Here is an 18,437-nt window from a genome sequence, read left to right as displayed (position 1 = left end):
ATAGGTAGAGAAGAAGAAATAATTTAAACAAAAGAATTTTGTTTATGCTATTTAGTATTTGATTTGGAAAATTAATTATCCTTTTCTTCTTCGCATTTCTTTTTCAATCAATCCGAGTTCCCTTCCGGTTTGTCCTGCTACCGAACTATTTTCCTGGGCACGGCGCATAAGGTAAGGCACTACATCTTTTATCGGGCCGAATGGAAGATACTTGCTTACACTGCAGCCTGCATGTGCAAGATTGAACGTGATATTATCACTCATACCATAGAGCTGACTCCAATGAATATGCGGATGTTTCAGTGGTAAACCTTTTTTCTGGAGCAATTGTACTGCAAGCAGGTTGCTGTATTCATTATGCGAAGCTACTATCAGGCCGATATTGTTAATATGTTCAATGCAAAACTCAACACAGGCGTTAAAATCCGTGTCGGTTGATTCTTTATCCTGTTGTATCGGTGAAGTGTAACCCATTTCAGCAGCTCTTAATCTTTCTTTTTCCATATAAGCACCGCGGACAAGTTTGGCACCGAGTATAAATTTTTTTTCAACGGCGGCTTCGTATGAGTCCTTTAAAAATTGTAAGCGGTCGTGGCGATACAACTGCAACGTATTGTACACAACAGATTTTTCTTTATTGAATTTAGCCATCATCAGGATGGTCAATGCATCCACCGGATCCTGTATCCATGTTTCTTCCGCATCTATCAGCACACCTACATTTTTTCCGGCAGCTATCTCACTTATCCGCATCAGCCTGTCTACTACACGTTGCCATTCTTCCTTTTCTTCACCGGGTAAATTATCAATGGCCTGCTGGTAGCGTTTCATTAAACTCCCCTGCCCCACATGCATACTGGCATCTAATTTTTCCAATAACCCAAACCTTGAGAGGCCTGTCACTTTTATACTCATGAAGGGAATATTTTTTTGCGTAGCCGCATAATTTATTACCCGTATAAATTCATCAGTTGATTGCTCAAACCCCGGCTCGCCATTATGGCCGCCTTCTACACCATAATCCAGGATCACATTTACGCCATACTTCTCCAGCTTATCTGCAACCTTTGCCGTTTCATCAAGTGTTTCGCCTCCTACAAACTGCTCAAATAATGTAGCACGGATAACTGTTTTTGTAAATGGTAAATGCCATTTGATAGCGAATGGAGTTATTTTAAGGCCAAGATTTAGCAACCACGGTTTGCCCATAGAAGAAAAAAGGAAATGGGCCCTTTTTAATTCTTTGGTTGACTTATACTGAAATGCAAATTCTGTGTTATCAAAAGAAATAACAGGCTGAGGATTCATAACTGGCAAATTAAGCAGGGCAAAAGTAGTGGTTGGGTAGCAGAAAATAAATTTGATTCTTATCAGCAGCAAAGCTGATCAAATACATGAGCGGATACGTCTATCTTTGCGAAAATCAAAAGAATGGACCCGAAGAAAGCTTCAGAAAGTTTGGTCATTATGACGGAACTCGTTTTACCCAATGATACTAATACATTCAGTAACCTGATGGGTGGCCGGCTCATGTATTGGATGGATATTGCTTCCGCTTTGGCGGCCATGAAACATTGTAATGCCCCGGTGGTAACTGCCAGCGTAGATAATATTTCTTTTGAAGCACCTATCAAACTTGGTAACGTAGTACATATTGAAGCAAAAGTTTCCCGTTCATTCAATTCATCTATGGAAGTGCATATGAAAGTATGGGGTGAAGATCCGCTCCAAAAATTCAGGTATAAAAGTAATGAAGCTTATTACACATTTGTTTCTTTAGATCCCAATGGTAAACCCCGCAGGGTGCCTGAATTGATCTCCGAAACAGAAGAAGAGAAAAAATTATTTGAAAGTGCATTAAGAAGAAGACAAATACGCCTGATCCTCGGTGGAAAAATGAAACCGGAGGAAGCTACAGAACTGAAAGCTCTCTTTGCAAGAGATTAATCAATAATTATTATTGTTCAGTTTTAGCTAACATGATGTCCTCCTTTCATCATGTATTCCTTGCTTTGTTCAATAGCATCCATCACCTGTTTTAAAATCTCTTCGGCGGGTGCATCATAGTCTATCTGCAGTGGCTCTTTAAATCTTACCGAAAGTTGAGTGCCTTTCTTTTTAAACTTCAATCCCTTTTTATTAAATGCCCGCCAGAAACCACCGATCACTACCGGTACTACAATTGGTTTTACTTGTTTGATGATAAGTGCAGTTCCTTTCCTGCCGGGTGCAAAGGGTTTTGTAGTTCCCTGCGGAAAAGTAATGACCCAGTTATTTTCGAGTGCAGTAAATATTTTTCTTGTATCAGATGCATCTAAACCTTTGCGCTGTACTTTACTGTCTTTATTCCAGGTACGCTTTACAGTAATACCTCCTGCGAGTAAAAAAAGGCGGCTTATAAAACTACCTTTCATGGTTTCTTCAGCAGCCACATAGTTCACCCGTGTAAATGGATTCAATAAATAATATGGTAAACCCAACCTGTTTTCTTTTCCCCATTTTACAGCACTGAAAATTTGCAAGAAGGTGATCACATCCGCAAAATAGGTCTGGTGATTACTAACAAATAATACTTTTTTCCGGGGAAGGTTTTTTATATGCTCAGTACCTGAAATTGTCAACTTGTTCACCCACATCAGTCCGGGATAAGAAGCCATACCGACAATAAAGTAAACAAGCTTGCGAACCAGTTTAAAATTTTTCAATCGTTCAATAAAGGATGCCATGTGTATAATTACAATCCAATTTATGGATTTGTTCAGACATAGGGAATTGAAATTATTATTTGTTTGCCTGAAAAATAAAATGAAAAAAGTTCGGAAATTTTACCCTACTATGATTATAAAAAGTGTTATCTTCTCAAAGATAAAAGTGCACAAGCACTAAATAAAGCCACCTCTAAATTTAAATATATGAAATCGGTAATTGTTACAGGTACCAGTAAAGGCATTGGCCTTGATACAGCTCTTGCATTCGGACGGGCAGGTTATAAAGTTTTTGCAACGATGCGTAATCCTGAAGCCGCTCCAGCATTGAAACAAAAAGTAAAAGACGAATCATTACCTGTAACTATTTTAACGATGGATGTTGATTCCGATGAATCAGTAAAGCAGTGTATGGACACGATTTACAAAGAGGTTGGAATAATAGATGTATTGGTAAACAATGCAGGAATTGAACGGAATGGATCAATTGAAGAACTGCCAATGGAAGATTTTAAAGCGGTAATGGAAACAAATTATTTTGGCGTACTGCGTTGTATAAAAGCTGTATTACCGCAAATGCGTATCAGTCGTAATGGCTGTATTATAAATATTACTTCTGTTGCAGGGAAAATAGCTAGCACGCCGTTGGGGCCTTATTCAGCTAGCAAGTTTGCATTAGAAGCCATTAGTGAGGCACTTGCACAGGAGGTAAAACCTTTTAATATCCGAGTGGCAATTGTTGAACCGGGTATCATTGATACACAAATGGCAAGGGATATTAAAAAAGGTGGTGACTCAATTTATCCACAGGTAAAACGGTTTGGTGGTTTGTTTGCAGCATCGCTTAAAACACCAACCAATGCAACACTGGTAGCAGATAAAATTTTAGAAATAGCTAATAGTGACAGCTGGCAACTTCGCCATCCTGTTGGGCCAGATTCGATTCCTTTCCTCGGCTGGCGGGCATCTATGACAGATGAACAATGGACAGACTGGAATGCAGCTACTGATGAAGAATGGTACAATGCTGTACAAACCAGTTTTGGTTTGGATGCAAGAATGGTTTGACAAACCGCTTCATATGTAGCTGTTCTGTGTAGGGAAAATTACTAAGATACACACCCCTATTGATGTGTTAACAATACTTTACGGCCTTTTTGCTTTTAAATAAGCTGATAATTTCAGACTTTGTATCAGCAAATTTTTCGTATCCGTACTTAAAAATTGGTTAACATAAAAACCACCCCTATGACAACATCTATACTTAAAAATTTATTCTTCGTTTTAGTTCTCACGGCCTGTTCTTCATCAAAGAACAGTAATCAAACAGTAACAGACAACCCAATTGCCAATGAAGCATTGGCGCAGCCTGAAATAGCTTTGGATCAAAAGCCACAGTCCATGATGGATCTTCCGAAAACACAGGATGGAGGTTTTGTGCTGAAGCCCGGTTTTTATGAAGCAGAGTTTAAAACTTATTGCCTGCAACCCGGCACACCCGACCCCAGAGAAGGTGATGCTTATTTGCAGGGACAGGTAACCGGTTACCGGAAAGAGATCGTAGAATCCATATTGCTGAATTCAAGAGACAAAAATGATATTGAACAAAGAAATATCCAATTATTGCTTTGGTCAACAGTGAGTGGTTCTGATTATAATAAACTTTCCAGTTCAGTGAAAATGGATGCCGCCAGGTTATTAACTCCTAAACAAATTTTTGAATTGAAAGGTGGTGTGATGGGTGTGATAAAAAATGTTTCCCAAACAACAGGCATTTTAAATGCCAACAGTGATATGAAAAGATTATTTGAAACAAGTATCGATTCTTATGATGCTTATGAAAGAATAGCGGTTCGAAGTGAACAATCGAAGGTGACAAAGAAAGGAGTGAAATATGACCAATGGTATAAGCAGAAAGAAAACTATTATATCCGCTACTTCCCCGTGAGTTATAAAAAAGTAAGAATACAGATCTATGTACCCGATAGTTTATTGGACGCAGGAAACAAACTGAATAATGAGTATGTAGTATTTGATCCTACCGGTCAGCAAGCTATTCCTGCTTTTACCAATGCACAACGACTCGGCATCGGCGCACCTGCTGTTGATGTAATAAGAGCCGTTATTAAAGTAAATAAACAAACTCCCACGCCAAAGAAAGGACCTGAAAAACCAAACACACCGAAGAATCCAAAGACGGGAGTTTAAATAAACTAAATAGGCTTTACTGATTGTATTTGCGAAAGTTTTAAAACTTTCGCTTTTTTATTAAATCTCTGAAAAGGAAAGGTTTAAAAAATTGTTTTCTGTCGAAAGCCCAAAAACTTTCGCATATTTTTGAGTTATGCGTCAGCGGGTAGTACCTTAATCCTATAACGGAAACGAAATGGAATATACACCATTTTAAAAGACATAAATTAACGACATGAAAAGAATAGTATTTTCTATAATTGTTGGTTTTGCATCAGTTACAGCTTTTGCTCAAAGTACATCTGAAGCCCCTATTCAAAATATTTCTACGGATAGTACTGTTGTGTATAGACTCTTTGCTACACGAAATATGTATACATTTATCAAATTGAATACAAGAAATGGACAAATGTGGCAAGTTCAATGGGGTACAGAAAGCAAATATCAGTACGAGACTACACTATCGGACATTTCTCGGGTAACTAAAGATGAAGAGAGGAATGGTAGATTTTTTCTCTATCCAACAACCAACATATACACTTTCATTCTGCTCGATCAAATAAACGGAAGAGTGTGGCAAGTTCAATGGTCAACTAAAGTTAATGAAAGGATCGTTGACCGAATATATTAAAAGAATAATGACATGGTCTAGAAAATAAAGACTTTGCATCAAAATCGCCGAACGCATAACACTGCATTGGCGGCAATTGTACAGCGACACCCTGACTTCAACCTTCCCCACATTTTTTCTTTAAAAAAATAAATTTGCGAAACCGAATGGCTGCACGTATATTTGCAACCGATTGGCTTCGCAATCAAAAAAATTAAACAAAATGAGACGAGACATTTTCCAGGCAATAGCTGACCCGACAAGGCGGGCAATTATTACTTTAATTGCATTACAGGCAATGACACCGAACGCCATTGCTGACAATTTCCACACGACCAGGCAATCTGTTTCCAAACACCTTCGTATACTCACGGAATGCGAACTGGTAAAACAGGAACAACAAGGCAGGGAAATTTATTATTCACTTGAAATTGAAAAAATGAAAGAGATCGATAAATGGATAGAACAATTCAGGAAGATCTGGGAAACCAGGTTCAATGAACTTGACAAATTATTATCAACAATGAAAAAACAAAAAAAATGACAAACAGTTTGCTATTTGATTTTACCGTTGACAAAGCATCCAAAACGGTACACATAAAAAGGGAATTCAATGCTGAACTTTCATTGGTATGGGATGCTTTTACCAAAGCAGAATTGATCGACCAATGGATTGCACCAAAACCCATGATCGCAAAGACAAAATACCAGGATTTTAAAGTGGGTGGCAAAAGATTTTATGCCATGATAAGCCCCGAAGGGCAAGAACGTTGGGCACTCCAGGAATACACTTCCATTACTCCAAAGACGAACTTTAAAATGTATAATGTTTTTACTGATAAGGATGAAAAACCTGAATTGCATGGTTCTGAATGGGACCATAATTTCAGTGAAGAAAATGGAACCACCCTAGTGAACATTATCATTTACAATGAATCCCTTGAAAGGTTAGAGAGGATATTGGAAGGCTTTACACAGGGAATGAAAATGTCGTTGAGCAACCTGGAAAACTTATTGACAACTTTATCTAAAAAATGATTTTCTCCTGGAAAGTCTTTGGATAAAATTTTAAGAAAGTAAACAATTTAACAATCTAAAAAATAAAATTATGGCACTTATCAATCCTCACGTAAACTTCAACGGAAACGCCGAAGAAGCATTTACCTTTTACAAATCAGTATTTGGCGGAGAGTTTGCAAAGATCATTCGTTTCAAAGACCTGGCAGGTCCTGAATTCCCGATTGCGAAAAAAGAAGAGAATAAAATTATGCATATTGCTTTGCCTATTGGTAAAAATAGTATGCTGATGGCAAATGATGTTCCGGAAATTATGGGAAAAACAAACGAAAATGAGAACAGAAGCAAAATTGTAATAACTGCAGAAAGTAAAGAAGAAGCAGACAAATTATTTAATGGGCTTTCAGTGGGAGGACAAATAGAAGGGCCTATTGGTGATGGTCCCTGGGGTACATATTTTGGTTGTTTTAGAGACAAATACGGTATTGAATGGATTGTTGAATTTGCCCAAAACTAAAGGACAAGTAATTGCAGTTTTGTATTATCAATAAATTAAAATTTAAACAGTGTTATGAAAAATTTATTCAAAACACATAATCCTCATAGAGCAATACTACTAATTGCAATTATGTTTATTGCGTCTTCATCAATCGGACAAAAGATCAAACCTTCCAACAGTGGTTACGCACCTGTTAATGGCATTAAAGTTTACTACGAAGTATACCTGCCTGCCGGACAGGCAGGTGGTGAGGGCAGGCCTTTAGTTTTACTACATGGCGCTTTTTATACAATTGATATGAACTGGGCAGAATTGATACCTGAGCTATCAAAGAGCAGGAAAGTAATTGCAATTGAAATGCAGGGACATGGGCATTCGCCGTTTTCAGATAGAAAATTATCGATCACAACTTTAGCAAGTGATGTAGAAAAGGTGATGGATTACCTGAAAATAGACAGTGCTGATGTAGCAGGATATAGTATGGGGGGCTCAGTGGCTTACCAGTTTGCTGTACAAAGCCCTAAACGGTTAAGAAAATTAGTGGTCATTTCTTCTACTTATAAAACAAATGGTTGGCTACCCGTAGTAAACGGTGCTTTTAAAGATTTTAAGCCTGAATTTTTTGATAACACACCGCTACAAGCAGGATACGATGCAGTGGCACCTGACAAAACAAAATGGAGAAAATATTTAGAGCAGATGTTTGCTTTCGCCGAGACACCATTTAACGTTGGTGACTCTAATATTGCAAAAATTGCTGCGCCTGTACTGATCATTTCCGGCGACAATGACGGAACGGATAAAATAGAGTTGATAAAAACCTATCAATTGTTGGGAGGTGGTGTCTCTGCTGAAATGCAGCCGATGCCAAGATCGCAATTGGCCATTGTTCCTTCACAAGGACATGTGAGCCTGATGATGCAGACAACAACGATCTTGAATTACTTAAATAATTTTTTAAAATAACTAGTGGCTCTGCATATCGAGTAAAAAGGTAAATAAGTAATCTATAATTTTATATTTATATGAACGTACAAGAAGAAATCAAAAAGTATATTACTAGTCAACCTGAACCAAAACGCAGCGATATGCAAGAGTTGCACCGCATCATTCTGCAAGTAATGCCAAAATGTAAATTATGGTTCTTAGATGGCAAAGACGATAAAGGCAAAATCGTTTCTAATCCTAATATAGGATACGGATCTTACACCATGAAATATACTGATGGAACAACCAGGGAGTTTTATCAAATTGGTTTGAGCCCTAACACAACCGGCATCTCTGTCTATATCATGGGTATCAAGGATAAAAAATACTTAGCCAATACATATGGAAAAAATCTTGGCAAGGCGAGTGTAACCGGGTATTGCATCAAGTTCAAAACTATAAAAGATATAAACATTGATATACTTCAGGCGGCGATAAGATATGGAGTTGAGATAACAGGGAAAAATAACTGACAAAAACAAATCATATGCCTACTACGATCAACAAAACTATTTTCTCACTTTTACTCGTTATAAACATGCTTTCTACATTGAATAGTGATGCACAACAACCGCTTACACCTGCATCATCCGGCTATGCACCGCTAAATGGTTCCAAAGTTTATTATGAAGTATATGGTGCAGGCGATCCCATCGTTTTATTGCATGGCGCCTATATGACCATTAACTCGAACTGGAGTGAACTGATTCCCATTCTTTCCAAAACAAGAAAAGTTATTGCATTGGAACTGGAAGGCCATGGGCATACACCATTATCTCAACGTCCATTGAGTTATCAAACACTTGCCAGTGATGTAGCTGTTGTATTGAAACATTTAAAGATTGACAGTGCAGATATACTTGGGTTTAGTTATGGCGGCACTGTCGCTTTCCAGTTTGCTATTCAGCAGCCAGCTATGACAAAGAAACTGATCATCATTTCATCCACTTATAAATCCGAAGGATGGTTAGGTATCATGTATACCATGCTCACCGGCCTGAAACCCGATGCTTTTGATAATACGCCGATCAGATCTGAATATATCAAGTCAGCACCTGATACTTCCAACTGGCATAAGTTCATTGCAAAAATGCTCAAGTTCAGTGCAGAGAAGTTTAATCTTGGCGATGACAAGATCAAAAACATCAAAGCACCTGTATTATTGATCATGGGCGATAATGATGGTACAGATAAAAAAGTACTGGCAGAAACATATAGTTTATTAGGCGGAAATGTTTTCGGAGATGTAGTTGGAATGCCTAGATCACAATTGGCAATACTTCCCGCCAAAGGACATGGGACGTTGATGATGGATACGCAAGCTATTGCTGCAATCGTAGGGTCTTTCCTTGCGACTAAATAAACCTTCAGGAAAACAGGAAATAAGCCGGCATTTTACAAGATTTATAAACGGATTTTTTTTTCTCGTAAAAATTGCTTTTCTTTTGTGAAAATATAAAATATGAAAATTAACTTAATCATTACGGCCTTATTTATTGGTACCATTTCGCAAGCACATGCACAAACATCAGATGCTGAAGCAGACGCTATTATAAACTTGTTGGGTGTTCAGAAAAAAGAAGCCATCAGCAAATTAGTTCCAGTGTCAGGAAAGGATTCCGTTGCCTTCTGGAAGCTTTATGATGAATATCAAGTGTCGAATAAAGCTACCGCAAAGGCGAGAATCGGTTTGTACGAAAAAACAGCGCAGGCATACAGCCATATGACACCTGCTATTGCTGATTCATTATCTGTTAAATATTTTTCAAACCGATTAGAGCAGGAAAAGAGCCTTGAGACTTATTATAAGAAAATCAAGGCTGCTACCAATGCAATAATTGCTTTTGAGTTTTACCAGGCGGAAGTATATATGCTGACACAGATAAGGGCTTCAATCATGCAGCAAATTCCTACCTATGGACAATTACAAACTTTGAAAAAGAATTAACTGCAAATACTAAAATAACATGAGAGGTTCTAAATAAAAAAGTCCCGGGTTACTCCGGGACTTTGATTTTATTTTAAGCTATTGCTTTATTATTCACTCTTCGGCTCTTCAGATGGTGCTGCTGCATCGCTACCGCCGCTTTCCATTTTCTTCTTCAGCTCAGCCAAAACACCTAGATCACCAAGCGTAGTTTTCTCTACTTTGCTCTGCACATTCTTTACAGCCTTACGTGTAGATTCAGCTTCAGTTCTTGCTTCTTTCTTCGCAGCTTCTTTCACTTCTATTTGTCCTTGCTCCCAGATGCGGGTATGTGAAAGAACGATACGCTTTTCGTTACGGTCAAATTCAATTACCATGAACTGTGCTGTTTCATCAGCGCTAATACTCTTACCATCTTCTTTTGCAAGATGACGGTTAGGAGCAAAGCCTTCCAGCCCGTATTGTAACTGAACTACAGCGCCTTTATCATCACGTTTGATAACTGAACCTTCATGCAGCGTACCAATTGCAAATGTATCCTGCAATGCATTCCATGGATCTTCTTCGAGTTGTTTATGTCCGAGTTGGAGTTTGCGGTTCTCTTTATCAATTCCCATAATGATGATGTCAATGTTCTGACCCACTTTCGTGTACTCACCTGGGTGATTGAAACGTTTGAGCCAGCTCAGGTCGCTGATATGGATCATACCACCGATGCCAGGAGCCAGTTCAACAAACACACCATAGTTGGTAATGTTCTTCACAAGACCGCTATGCTTGCTTCCTTCAGGGAAACGGGTTTCGATATCACTCCAAGGATCAGCAGAAAGTTGCTTGATAGATAAGCTCATCTTGCGGCTTTCTTTATCAAGCGTTACGATCTTTGCTTCGTACTCATCACCAAGTTTAAAGAATTCTTTGGCGTTGATCGGTGTGTTAGCCCATGTAATTTCACTTACGTGTACAAGACCTTCAACACCCGGATGGATCTCAAGGAATGCACCGTAATCTTCAATGTTCACCACTTTACCTTTCACTACATTGCCTTCTCCAATATCAGCAGGTAATACATCCCAAGGATGAGGAGTCAGTTGTTTCAGACCAAGGCTGATACGTTTTTTCTCATCATCAAAATCCAGTACTACCACGTTGATCTTCTGATCCATCTTCAACACTTCACTTGGATGAGAGATACGGCCCCATGAAATATCAGTGATATACAACAGGCCATCCAATCCACCAAGATCCATAAATGCACCGAAGTCAGTAATATTCTTCACAGTACCTTCCAGTACTTGTCCTTTCTCCAGTTTGCTCATGATCTCTGCACGTTGTGCTTCGATATCGCTTTCAATAAGAGCTTTGTGAGATACAACAGCGTTCTTAATTGCTTCGTTGATCTTAACAACTTTAAACTCCATTGTTTTACCTACAAACTGATCGTAATCTGTTACAGGCTTCACATCAATTTGTGAACCCGGTAAGAATGTTTCCATTCCAAATACATCAACGATCAATCCGCCTTTTGTTTTTGAAGTAACAGTACCGGTAATTACTTCGCCAGTTTTGTTTACTTCAACGATACGTTCCCATGCACGGGTAAGACGTGCCTGTTTGCGGCTCAGGTTCAATAAACCTTCGCGGTCTTCTTTTTCCACTACCATTACTTCCACTTCTTCACCCAGTTTCAGGTTGGGCATGTCGCGGAATTCATTCAGTGAAATCAAACCATCGCTTTTGAAACCAATGTTCAATACCACATCAGTCTTCGTGATACCAACTACAGTTCCTCTGATCAATTCACCATCTGTCATTTGAACAAATGTTGCTTCATACACTTTGCTGTACTTGTCTTTTTCATCTTCAGTGTAAGAGATCACATTACGTTTGTCAACGTTCCAATCGAAATCGTCGTGAGCCGATTCCACCACAGGTGCAGTTGTTGTCGCTGTAGCCTCATCTGCAGGTGCAGAAGAAGACTCCTGTGCATCAGCGTTTAGTTGTTTAAAAAATGATTTGAAAAACATGATATAAATGTCCGGGGGTTTATCCCGATAGCTATCGGGACCGGAGGGCGGCAAAGATAGGGCAATTAGTTAAGAGTGAGGAGTTTAGAGTTAAGAGATTTTTGATTGGGTGACGAGCTGTAAGGCCTTGATTTAGCGTCCCTTGCAAGTTTACCCAGGGCCTGTCGAAGGGCTCCGTTAGAAGTCTGAAATTCTATTCATCACTATCCACCCATCATCTAAATCGTGTGAGTTAAAAAATATTAAAATACTCCTTATGTAAAAAACCATAGATCGCATCCAGTAAAAATAAAATCTAACTTTTCCCAACCATTTCTTTTTGGCTACGTCTTTATAGCCAGCTTAGAAGATTTGGAAACGTAAAAAATTCTGGCTGAGTTATAAATTATACTGTATGAAAAAAATATATCTTTTGTTTATTTTTTCCCTATCAGTTTTCTTGAAATCTTTTTCTCAGGAAGCTAATCCAAAAATTATTTTCTATGAAGACACTACAAAGTTCAGCAGCCTGGAGGAAGTTCTTAATCTGCCGGAATTAAAAAACAAAGTGGTTTATTTTGACCTTTGGGGAACAAGATGCATTCCTTGCCTTGAAGAGTTCAAACATATGAAATCACTCAAAGAACATTATAAAAACAAAGCTGTCGCTTTTGTGTATTTAAAATCTCCCTATGGCTTTGATGATTCCAAAGAATGGAAAGAACTAGTAAATAAGAATAACCTAGAGGGTTTACACATTTCGATGTCTATAAATTTCTATACTCATAACTTTTGGATAAAATACCAGGAAAAGTATACCGAAGAAAGACAATATGCTATTCCTACTTATCTTATTGCAAACAGAAAAGGGGTGATCGTCAACTTCGATGCATCAAGGCCAAGTAAACCAGAAAAGCTCATTAAGGAAATTGATAAAGAATTGTAATTACTCTTTATCAGAAATGCCAGCAATAGTTCTGGCTGCCACCCAACCGCTCGTCCATGCATGTTGAAAATTAAAACCACCAGTAATCCCATCCACATCCAGCACTTCACCTGCAAAGAAAAGATTAGGATTTTTTTTACTCATCATAGTATTTGCATCTACTTCATTCAATTTTATTCCACCTGCAGTAACAAACTCTTCTTTAAAAGTGGTTTTGCCTTTGACTTTACATTCATAAGCACAAATATTTTTGATAAACTTATTCTGAATAGCAGCTGGCAAATCAGCCCAGCGCATTTCTTCTTTCACTCCGGATTGTGTTGCAAGAAATTCCCACAAACGATTAGGCAACCCAAAACTATTTTTGCCAATAACCTTTTGTGAAGCACTTATAGTTCTTATCTGCAAAAATTTTTCTTTCAAACTTTGCTCATTAAACTCCGGAACCCAGTTCACCAATACTCCGAACTCATAACTCCGAACTCCTAACTCCCGGGCACCCCATGCACTTAATCTTAACACAGCCGGTCCGCTTAATCCCCAATGTGTGATCAACAATGGCCCCTCCTCTTCCAGTTTTGATCCTATGATCTTTACTTTTGCTTTCTCCACACTTACTCCCATCAATTTTGCAATCGGATGGTTGGGCAGGTTAAAAGTGAAAAGCGAAGGAACCGGATCTTCTATTGAATGTCCCAGTTCTTTTAACCAACCAAACATTGATGATTTAGGGAAACCGCCGCTTGCGATACAAACATAATCAGCATTCAAATTTTTTTCATTTGAGCATTGAAGACTGAAGATTGAATCCCGATAGCTATCGGGATGAAGATTTATCTTCCTCACCTCAGTACTCATTATAATATTTACACTATACTTATTTGCTTCTTTCAGCAAACAATCGATCACGGTCTGTGATGAATCAGTAACGGGAAACATTCTTCCATCAGATTCAGTTTTCAGAGTCACACCTCTTTCTTCAAACCAGTTGATAGTATCTGTTGTAAAGAATTGATGGAAGGTTTTTTTTACAAAATTTTGTCCTCTAGGGTAACGCTTACTCATTTCGCTAATATCAAAACAGGCATGCGTTACATTACAACGGCCACCACCACTTACTTTTACTTTGGATAAAAGTTTATTGCTTTTCTCAAGGATGGTTACTTTCAATGCAGGATTCATCCGTGCAGCATTTACTCCACAAAAAAAACCGGCAGCGCCTCCTCCTATAACAACTAAATGTTTACTCACCCCGCAAAGAACGATGAAAAATTGTTATGTTCGTTATGATAAAATACAGGATACTTTAAAATATAAATCACGAGAAACAAAACCTACTTGTTTGTTATATTCCTTTTTAAAAATATGGGTTCGACTGGCCGCATTGATCTTTTGCAGAAAGATCATTATTAATAACCGTGCACTACTGAAAGAAAAAGGCCCTCTCCTGCTGGCAAGCAATCATCCCAATTCATTTTTAGATTCCGTTATACTTGACATCTTATTCGACCAGCCAATCTGGTCCCTGGCACGGGGTGATACATTCTTAAATAAAACAGTAAGCCGTATTTTTCATTCTTTAAAAATGATGCCTATTTATCGAACCAGTGAAGGAGTGGAAAATCTAAATGAAAATTATAAAACCTTTGATGCCTGTATTGAGATTTTTAAAAAAGATGGTGTTGTTCAAATATTCAGCGAAGGGAAATGCATCAATGAATGGCACCTGCGTCCACTAAAAAAAGGAACGGCAAGATTGGCTTTAAGTACATGGGAGAAAAATATCCCATTGAGAGTTTTACCTGTCGCTATTAATTACAGCTCATTCCACTTGTTCGGCAAGAATATCTTTTTTCATTTCGGCAAAATCATAACAAAAACAGATATTGATACAACTGTTGCCGATGGGTTGCGCAACCAGCAATTCAACAACTTGTTGCGAGAAGAACTGGAGAAAGGAGTTTTTGAAATTGGAAATCATGATTTGAATAAAAGAAAAGAATTGCTTGCAATTAAAATTCCAGGTTGGAAGAGATTAATATTATTCTTACCGGCTATTGCCGGGTTTCTGTTACATGCACCACTCTATCTTCCTGTAAAATATTTTGTTTCGAAAAAGTATAAGAACAGCGATCACTTCGATTCAGTAATACTTGGAATCCTGATATTTGCATACCCTCTTTATTTGCTATTACTCACCTTAAGTGGATGGCTGCTGCTTGAAAGTTATTGGGCAATCACATTACTACTTATTTTACCTTTTACAGCATGGAGCTATGTACAGTGGAAAAAACAAATTAATTGATCATGCGATTGCAGGTAGCGGTTTATCAGCAACAAACAAATTCGAATTCTCCCTTTCCGCCTTTTCGATAGGTGTATAATCAGAAAGTATATCAGCTTTTAATTTCCGCACACATACATCATGTTCAAAATGTACAGAAGGTTTATTATCTTTTGTACGCACTGTCCATCCGTCACTTTCAGTAAATACATCTTTTCTTCCGAGGTTGATCATTGGCTCAATTGCAAGCACCATTCCATCCTTCAGCTTTGCACCACTGCCACGTTTCCCATAGTTAGGTACTTGCGGGTCTTCATGCAAACTACGTCCCAACCCATGCCCTACTAATTCTCTTACCACACCATAACCATATTTCTTTTCTGTATGCTCTTGTATTGCATGTGCAATATCACCGATCCGGTTTCCTTCAATTGCTTTTTCAATTCCTTTGTACAAAGATTCTTTTGTAACACGGATCAGCTGTGCTACTTCCGGTCCGGGATCGCCAATCGCAAAAGTATAAGCATGATCTCCATGCCATCCATTTAGTATAACGCCAACATCAATAGCAATGATATCGCCTTCTCTCAATTCACCTTTATTAGGAAATCCATGCACCACCACATCATTTACCGATATGCAAGTATTAAAAGGATAACCATTATAGTTCAGGAATGAAGGTACTCCGCCGTGATCTCTGATAAAACTTCCGATAAACTCATCAAGGTACAGCGATGTGATACCGGGCTTCAACAGTTTTGCAGTTTCACTGAGTGTCTTGCTTACTAGCAAAGCACTTTTACGCACCAGTTCTACCTGTTCATCAGTTTTAATAATAACCATTATGCAAATTTCATGAATTCTGTTTCTACTACCAACTTGAAAATAAAAACCCCGCTGAAGCGGGGTTTTATTAATAATTTTCTTATGATTTAGATCTGCACTGCAGATGCCGTTTGTCTTCCCTGTATTCTTCCGCTCTTCATCAGGCCATCGTACTGGCGCATCAGTAATTGAGTTTCTATTTGCTGCAATGTATCGAGAATTACACCCACCATGATCAGCAATGATGTACCACCAAAGAATGTTGAGAAGCCTTGAGAAACACCAAATATCTGTGCAATACCTGGCAGAATACCGATCATAGCTAAAAATACGGCTCCGGGCAATGTTATCTTATCCATGATGGCACCGATATAATCAGTTGTTGGCTGACCGGGCTTAACACCGGGAATAAATCCGTTATTCTGCTTCAGGTTGTCAGAGATCTGCTTAGGATTAAAAATTAATGCCGTGTATAAGAAAGTAAAACCAATTACAACCACAGAGTAGATCACCATATGCCAGAGATTACGCTGGTTGGTGAAGATCTCCGAAATTGTCTGGCTTGAACCAATCGTAAATAAAGTAGGCAGGAACATAATTGCCTGTGCAAAGATGATCGGCATTACACCGGCGCTGTTCACTTTAATAGGAAGAAACTGTCTTGCACCACTGAATTTATTATTACCAACGATCTGCTTGGCATAATTCACCGGTATCTTTCTTACACCTTGTATAAGCAGGATACAACCTAATATGATAATGATCAAAATGATGATCTCTATAATAAAGATCAGGATATCACCTGTACGGTTTGATTTAGAGGACAACTCCTGTATAAATGCCTGCGGCAAACGGTTAAGGATACCTACCATAATGATCAATGAAGTACCATTTCCTAAACCTTTATCAGTGATCTTTTCACCCATCCACATTACAAACAAAGTACCTGATGTAAGAACGAGCAAAGAAGAAATCCAGAAATAATTATCAAAGCTTGCGATCATGGCACCATTGCCCTGGTTCATGTTTTTAATATAAGCCACATAAGCCGAAGCCTGGAAAATAGTAACCAACACTGTGAGGTAACGTGTATACTGGTTAATTTTCTTACGTCCGCTTTCGCCTTCTTTTTGCATTTTCTGAAAAGAAGGTACAAGCACCGTCATCAACTGCATAAAGATAGATGCAGAGATATAAGGCATAATACCCAATGCAAAAATGGATTGCTGGTTAAAGGCACCACCAGAGAAAGTATTGATCAAACCGAGGATACCGCCGGCGCCATCCCCTTTATTAATATTGTTAGGATTGATACCAGGTAAAACAATGTTTGTACCTAATACATAAATAGCCATCAGCAGCAGGGTGAAAAGAATTTTACTTCTCAATTCATCAATGCTCCAGATATTCTTTAAAGTTTGAATCAGTTTCTTCACGGGTGAAAATTATTATTTATGGCCGTTAATTTTTTATTTTGTACTGAGCCGCATTACTACTATTGAACTTTTCTTGCGTCCGCCTTCGGCGGATCATCTTTCGGGTTATAGCTCGGCAATTTAGCGAAAATTCTTTCAGTACTAAAACCAAAAGCCCCAACTGAATCGTCGGGGAAGAGCTTTATTTATACTTAATGAGTTCAATAGAGCCACCTGCAGTTTCAATTGCCGCTTTTGCTTTATCACTTATTGCATTCACTTTGAAATTGAGTTTCTTTTTCAGTTCGCCATTCCCAAGCACTTTTACTTTATCCGTACGGCTTACCAAACCATTTACATACAATGTTTCCATTGTAAACTCAGTGAATTCATACTTATCTGCCAATTGTTCGATCTGTCCGAGGTTAAATACTTTGAATTCAATACGACCCGGATTCTTAAAACCACGTTTTGGTGTACGGCGTTGGATTGGCATCTGTCCGCCTTCATGTGATCTTTTGTTTTTAAAACCGCTACGGCTCTGTCCACCTTTAGTACCTTTTGTAGAAGTACCACCATGTCCTGAACCATCACCACGACCAATACGTTTTGTTTTCTTCGTTGCACCTTTTGCAGGTCTGAGAGTATGTAATTTCATTTTACTTTGATTTTAAACTCAACGGGGAATCACCCCTCGCTTTAAATTTTAAATGTTGAATGCCAAATAAAGAATGTAAAACTGTTTATCATTCTAAGTTTTACATCTTACATTTTACATTCTTATGCTTCCTCCACTTTCACCATATGATTCACCTTACGGATCATACCGAGGATCTGTGGAGTTGCTTCTACTTCACGTGAAGCATTTGCTTTATTCAAGCCCAAAGCCTGCAGCGTTAATTTCTGACGCTCAGGTCTGTCAATCGGGCTTTTTACCAATGTTATTTTAATCTTTTTCATACTTGTTGCTTGTTGCTTGTTACTGGTTTCTGCTCTATGATGCAGATTGCTGTTTATTTACCAGCA

The 18,437-nt window shown here is 38.4% G+C and carries 21 protein-coding genes; 13 read left to right on the top strand and 8 right to left on the bottom strand.

Annotated features, from left to right (window positions below; genetic code table 11):
• Nucleotides 1-75: 75 nt before the first annotated feature.
• On the bottom strand, nt 76-1,308 hold the full coding sequence (locus E6H07_11780; GenBank protein TMI63457.1) for a proline dehydrogenase: 1,233 nt from the start codon (nt 1,306-1,308) through the stop codon (nt 76-78).
• A 123-nt stretch (nt 1,309-1,431) separates the two neighbouring features.
• On the opposite strand from E6H07_11780, the gene E6H07_11775 reads away from it, so the two are divergent.
• Nucleotides 1,432-1,947 (top strand): acyl-CoA thioesterase, encoded by a 516-nt coding sequence (locus tag E6H07_11775; protein ID TMI63456.1) that lies wholly within the window; start codon nt 1,432-1,434, stop codon nt 1,945-1,947.
• Nucleotides 1,948-1,970: 23 nt separating this feature from the next.
• Here the strand turns inward: E6H07_11775 and E6H07_11770 are convergent, their stop codons facing one another.
• The gene (locus E6H07_11770; protein ID TMI63455.1) at nt 1,971-2,726 is read right to left on the bottom strand and encodes a 1-acyl-sn-glycerol-3-phosphate acyltransferase; all 756 of its coding nucleotides are present in this window, start codon (nt 2,724-2,726) and stop codon (nt 1,971-1,973) included.
• 186 nt (nt 2,727-2,912) lie between these two features.
• Here E6H07_11770 and E6H07_11765 point away from each other — a divergent pair, with 186 nt between their 5' ends.
• From E6H07_11765 to E6H07_11720, 10 genes are all read left to right on the top strand, one after another.
• Nucleotides 2,913-3,773 carry an SDR family oxidoreductase gene (locus E6H07_11765; GenBank protein ID TMI63454.1) on the top strand — a complete coding sequence of 287 codons (861 nt, stop codon included), beginning with the start codon at nt 2,913-2,915 and terminating at the stop codon, nt 3,771-3,773.
• A gap of 180 nt (nt 3,774-3,953) precedes the next feature.
• The gene (locus E6H07_11760) at nt 3,954-4,913 is read left to right on the top strand and encodes a hypothetical protein (protein ID TMI63453.1); all 960 of its coding nucleotides are present in this window, start codon (nt 3,954-3,956) and stop codon (nt 4,911-4,913) included.
• A 217-nt stretch (nt 4,914-5,130) separates the two neighbouring features.
• Nucleotides 5,131-5,526 carry a hypothetical protein gene (locus tag E6H07_11755; GenBank protein TMI63452.1) on the top strand — a complete coding sequence of 132 codons (396 nt, stop codon included), beginning with the start codon at nt 5,131-5,133 and terminating at the stop codon, nt 5,524-5,526.
• Between the two features lie 202 nt (nt 5,527-5,728).
• Nucleotides 5,729-6,049, top strand: a complete 321-nt coding sequence (locus E6H07_11750) for a winged helix-turn-helix transcriptional regulator (GenBank protein TMI63451.1) — start codon at nt 5,729-5,731, stop codon at nt 6,047-6,049.
• Nucleotides 6,046-6,543 (top strand): SRPBCC domain-containing protein, encoded by a 498-nt coding sequence (locus E6H07_11745; protein TMI63450.1) that lies wholly within the window; start codon nt 6,046-6,048, stop codon nt 6,541-6,543. The genes E6H07_11750 and E6H07_11745 overlap by 4 nt, the downstream gene beginning before the upstream one ends.
• Before the next feature lie 70 nt (nt 6,544-6,613).
• Nucleotides 6,614-7,039 (top strand): VOC family protein, encoded by a 426-nt coding sequence (locus E6H07_11740; protein TMI63449.1) that lies wholly within the window; start codon nt 6,614-6,616, stop codon nt 7,037-7,039.
• Between the two features lie 111 nt (nt 7,040-7,150).
• A complete protein-coding gene (locus tag E6H07_11735) occupies nt 7,151-7,987 on the top strand; it encodes an alpha/beta hydrolase (protein ID TMI63753.1) in 837 nt (278 codons plus the stop codon).
• A 59-nt stretch (nt 7,988-8,046) separates the two neighbouring features.
• Nucleotides 8,047-8,481, top strand: a complete 435-nt coding sequence (locus E6H07_11730) for a DUF1801 domain-containing protein (protein ID TMI63448.1) — start codon at nt 8,047-8,049, stop codon at nt 8,479-8,481.
• 14 nt (nt 8,482-8,495) lie between these two features.
• Entirely contained in the window at nt 8,496-9,371 is an 876-nt protein-coding gene (locus E6H07_11725; protein TMI63447.1) for an alpha/beta hydrolase, read from the top strand.
• A gap of 99 nt (nt 9,372-9,470) precedes the next feature.
• Nucleotides 9,471-9,956, top strand: coding sequence for a hypothetical protein (locus E6H07_11720; protein ID TMI63446.1), 486 nt, complete (start codon nt 9,471-9,473; stop codon nt 9,954-9,956).
• A gap of 89 nt (nt 9,957-10,045) precedes the next feature.
• Here the strand turns inward: E6H07_11720 and E6H07_11715 are convergent, their stop codons facing one another.
• On the bottom strand, nt 10,046-11,962 hold the full coding sequence (locus E6H07_11715; GenBank protein TMI63445.1) for a 30S ribosomal protein S1: 1,917 nt from the start codon (nt 11,960-11,962) through the stop codon (nt 10,046-10,048).
• Nucleotides 11,963-12,356: 394 nt separating this feature from the next.
• Here E6H07_11715 and E6H07_11710 point away from each other — a divergent pair, with 394 nt between their 5' ends.
• Nucleotides 12,357-12,887 (top strand): TlpA family protein disulfide reductase, encoded by a 531-nt coding sequence (locus E6H07_11710; protein ID TMI63444.1) that lies wholly within the window; start codon nt 12,357-12,359, stop codon nt 12,885-12,887.
• Here the strand turns inward: E6H07_11710 and E6H07_11705 are convergent, their stop codons facing one another.
• Nucleotides 12,888-14,138: an NAD(P)/FAD-dependent oxidoreductase gene (locus E6H07_11705; GenBank protein TMI63443.1), complete on the bottom strand. Its 1,251-nt coding sequence runs from the start codon at nt 14,136-14,138 to the stop codon at nt 12,888-12,890.
• Between E6H07_11705 and E6H07_11700 the strand changes: the two genes are divergently transcribed.
• Nucleotides 14,044-15,192, top strand: a complete 1,149-nt coding sequence (locus E6H07_11700) for a glycerol acyltransferase (GenBank protein ID TMI63442.1) — start codon at nt 14,044-14,046, stop codon at nt 15,190-15,192. The genes E6H07_11705 and E6H07_11700 overlap by 95 nt on opposite strands.
• Here E6H07_11700 and map read toward each other — a convergent pair whose 3' ends face one another.
• The 4 genes from map to rpmD form a co-directional block, all read right to left on the bottom strand.
• Nucleotides 15,193-16,014, bottom strand: a complete 822-nt coding sequence (gene map / locus E6H07_11695; protein ID TMI63441.1) for a type I methionyl aminopeptidase — start codon at nt 16,012-16,014, stop codon at nt 15,193-15,195.
• A gap of 89 nt (nt 16,015-16,103) precedes the next feature.
• Entirely contained in the window at nt 16,104-17,432 is a 1,329-nt protein-coding gene (secY, locus tag E6H07_11690) for a preprotein translocase subunit SecY (GenBank protein ID TMI63440.1), read from the bottom strand.
• A 181-nt stretch (nt 17,433-17,613) separates the two neighbouring features.
• A complete protein-coding gene (locus E6H07_11685; GenBank protein ID TMI63439.1) occupies nt 17,614-18,069 on the bottom strand; it encodes a 50S ribosomal protein L15 in 456 nt (151 codons plus the stop codon).
• Nucleotides 18,070-18,191: 122 nt separating this feature from the next.
• Nucleotides 18,192-18,371 carry a 50S ribosomal protein L30 gene (gene rpmD / locus E6H07_11680; protein TMI63438.1) on the bottom strand — a complete coding sequence of 60 codons (180 nt, stop codon included), beginning with the start codon at nt 18,369-18,371 and terminating at the stop codon, nt 18,192-18,194.
• Between the last annotated feature and the right edge of the window lie 66 nt (nt 18,372-18,437).

The organism is Bacteroidota bacterium (genome assembly GCA_005882315.1).
Lineage (GTDB): Bacteria > Bacteroidota > Bacteroidia > Chitinophagales > Chitinophagaceae > VBAR01.
The sequence above is the reverse complement of the archived record's forward strand: the minus strand, read 5'-3'. Positions and strand labels throughout refer to the sequence as shown.

Excerpts from the sequence above, each read along its gene's own strand:
- E6H07_11735 (TMI63753.1), top strand. The coding sequence starts at position 7,151 with ATGTTTATTGCGTCTTCATCAATCGGACAAAAGATCAAACCTTCCAAC.
- E6H07_11775 (TMI63456.1), top strand. The coding sequence starts at position 1,432 with ATGGACCCGAAGAAAGCTTCAGAAAGTTTGGTCATTATGACGGAACTC.
- E6H07_11740 (TMI63449.1), top strand. The coding sequence starts at position 6,614 with ATGGCACTTATCAATCCTCACGTAAACTTCAACGGAAACGCCGAAGAA.
- E6H07_11760 (TMI63453.1), top strand. The coding sequence starts at position 3,954 with ATGACAACATCTATACTTAAAAATTTATTCTTCGTTTTAGTTCTCACG.
- E6H07_11685 (TMI63439.1), bottom strand. The coding sequence starts at position 18,069 with ATGAAATTACATACTCTCAGACCTGCAAAAGGTGCAACGAAGAAAACA.
- E6H07_11725 (TMI63447.1), top strand. The coding sequence starts at position 8,496 with ATGCCTACTACGATCAACAAAACTATTTTCTCACTTTTACTCGTTATA.
- map (TMI63441.1), bottom strand. The coding sequence starts at position 16,014 with ATGGTTATTATTAAAACTGATGAACAGGTAGAACTGGTGCGTAAAAGT.
- E6H07_11745 (TMI63450.1), top strand. The coding sequence starts at position 6,046 with ATGACAAACAGTTTGCTATTTGATTTTACCGTTGACAAAGCATCCAAA.
- E6H07_11700 (TMI63442.1), top strand. The coding sequence starts at position 14,044 with ATGGTTACTTTCAATGCAGGATTCATCCGTGCAGCATTTACTCCACAA.
- E6H07_11750 (TMI63451.1), top strand. The coding sequence starts at position 5,729 with ATGAGACGAGACATTTTCCAGGCAATAGCTGACCCGACAAGGCGGGCA.
- E6H07_11715 (TMI63445.1), bottom strand. The coding sequence starts at position 11,962 with ATGTTTTTCAAATCATTTTTTAAACAACTAAACGCTGATGCACAGGAG.
- rpmD (TMI63438.1), bottom strand. The coding sequence starts at position 18,371 with ATGAAAAAGATTAAAATAACATTGGTAAAAAGCCCGATTGACAGACCT.
- E6H07_11720 (TMI63446.1), top strand. The coding sequence starts at position 9,471 with ATGAAAATTAACTTAATCATTACGGCCTTATTTATTGGTACCATTTCG.
- E6H07_11780 (TMI63457.1), bottom strand. The coding sequence starts at position 1,308 with ATGAATCCTCAGCCTGTTATTTCTTTTGATAACACAGAATTTGCATTT.
- E6H07_11765 (TMI63454.1), top strand. The coding sequence starts at position 2,913 with ATGAAATCGGTAATTGTTACAGGTACCAGTAAAGGCATTGGCCTTGAT.
- E6H07_11770 (TMI63455.1), bottom strand. The coding sequence starts at position 2,726 with ATGGCATCCTTTATTGAACGATTGAAAAATTTTAAACTGGTTCGCAAG.
- E6H07_11755 (TMI63452.1), top strand. The coding sequence starts at position 5,131 with ATGAAAAGAATAGTATTTTCTATAATTGTTGGTTTTGCATCAGTTACA.
- E6H07_11710 (TMI63444.1), top strand. The coding sequence starts at position 12,357 with ATGAAAAAAATATATCTTTTGTTTATTTTTTCCCTATCAGTTTTCTTG.
- E6H07_11730 (TMI63448.1), top strand. The coding sequence starts at position 8,047 with ATGAACGTACAAGAAGAAATCAAAAAGTATATTACTAGTCAACCTGAA.